The organism is Amycolatopsis sp. NPDC003676 (assembly GCF_053587275.1).
Genome location: NZ_JBSFNS010000274.1, coordinates 1 through 1,522, shown reverse-complemented (window position 1 = coordinate 1,522; position 1,522 = coordinate 1). Strand labels below are relative to the sequence as shown.

Here is a 1,522-nt window from a genome sequence, read left to right as displayed (position 1 = left end):
CGCGATGCCGAGGCCGAGAACGACGGTGTCCGGGTGAGTCACGTGCAGCGGCTGGCCCGGCCGGGAACCCCGCCGTGGTGCGGCAGGTCCTGACCGCGATCGCCTCCACCGGTGACTTCCTCGACTCGTTCGTCGCCATCTCCTGCGCGGACAACGCCCTCCCCCGGCAACCCCTGCGCTGGCCGGAATTCGCCGCCGAATCCGCCGAAACCGCGCCCGTCTACGGCCCGTTCTGGCTCTATCTCCGCCAGCCGTGCGCCACCTGGCCCGCCCCCACCGACGGCTATCCCCAGCGCTACACCGGCCCGTGGACCCAGCACTCCACCGTCCCGCCGCTGCTGGTGAACAACCGTTTCGACCCGGCCACGCCGCTCCCCGGCGCCCAGCGTGCCGCCGCGGCGATGGGCGACGCGCGGTTGGTCGTGGTCACCGACGGCTACGGACACGAACCGGACGGCGACTGCGTCACCGACCTGACCCAGCGCTACCTCGTCGACCTTCAGCTCCCGGCAGCCGGGACCACCTGTGCGAACGGCCGGACACCGTTCACCGGATGACGCGGGCACCCGCCGGCCGGGCACCGTTGCGGGAAGCCGAACCGCGCTCCTACGCTCGACAAGTGCGACCGATCATGTCCGACCACGAGCTGGACGGCGGCTGGGAGCTGGTGCGGGCCGCCTCGCCGGTGTGGAAAGGGCTGTCGCTGTCCGGTTTTCGTGACGGTGGCGGCGGCGGACCGGACCTGCGGATCGTCGCGCTCCCCGCGGTCACGGTGGTCGTCCAGATCGGCGAGAGCGGATTCACCACCGCGGACGCGCGCGGCGTGGACGGCCTCGTCGCCGGGATCGCGCCGGGCACCCACCAGGTCCGGTCGGACCGGGTCGACTGTGTCGAGCTCCGCATGCCGCCGACCCTCGCCTACTCCCTGCTCGGCATCGCGCCACCCGACATCACCGGCACGGTGCTGGGCATCGAGGACCTCTGGGGGTCGTCGGTCGACCGGCTGCGGGCGCAGCTCGCCGAAGCATCCACCTGGCCCGCCCGATTCGAGCTGACGACCCGCTTCCTCGCCGACCACGCGACGGCCAGGCACCCGGATGCCGAGGTCGCCGCGACCTGGCAGCGGATCGTCGCCCACGGCGGCCGGGTCAGGGTCAGGGAGCTGGTCGACCTGACCGGCTGGAGCCAGAAGCGACTCTGGACGCGGTTCACCGCCCAGATCGGCGTGACCCCCAAGCGCGCGGCCATGGTGGTGCGTTTCCGCCGCGCGTTCGACCAGCTCGTCGCGGGCGAATCCGCGTCCGCCGCGGCCGCCGCGTGCGGTTACACCGACCAGTCCCACCTCCACCGCGACATCGCGATGTTCGCCGGAACCACCCCGGGCGCCCTGGCCCCGCGCTGAGCGGGAAATTTCGTCCAAGACAGCGCACCCCGGCGCCTGTGACAGTGGCGTCATGACCACGCCCACCGTGCTCGCCGCCCGCATCCGCGCGATCGAGCACCGCGTCGCAGCCACCTACGG

2 protein-coding genes are annotated in these 1,522 nt (G+C 72.7%); both read left to right on the top strand.

The annotated features are described in order from the left end of the window. Positions 1–74: 74 nt before the first annotated feature. Positions 75–557, top strand: a complete 483-nt coding sequence (locus tag ACWDNU_RS45590) for an alpha/beta hydrolase (protein ID WP_449673412.1) — start codon at positions 75–77, stop codon at positions 555–557. Between the two features lie 62 nt (positions 558–619). Continuing rightward, on the top strand, positions 620–1,402 hold the full coding sequence (locus ACWDNU_RS45585) for a helix-turn-helix domain-containing protein (protein ID WP_355283245.1): 783 nt from the start codon (positions 620–622) through the stop codon (positions 1,400–1,402). Positions 1,403–1,522: the final 120 nt, after the last annotated feature.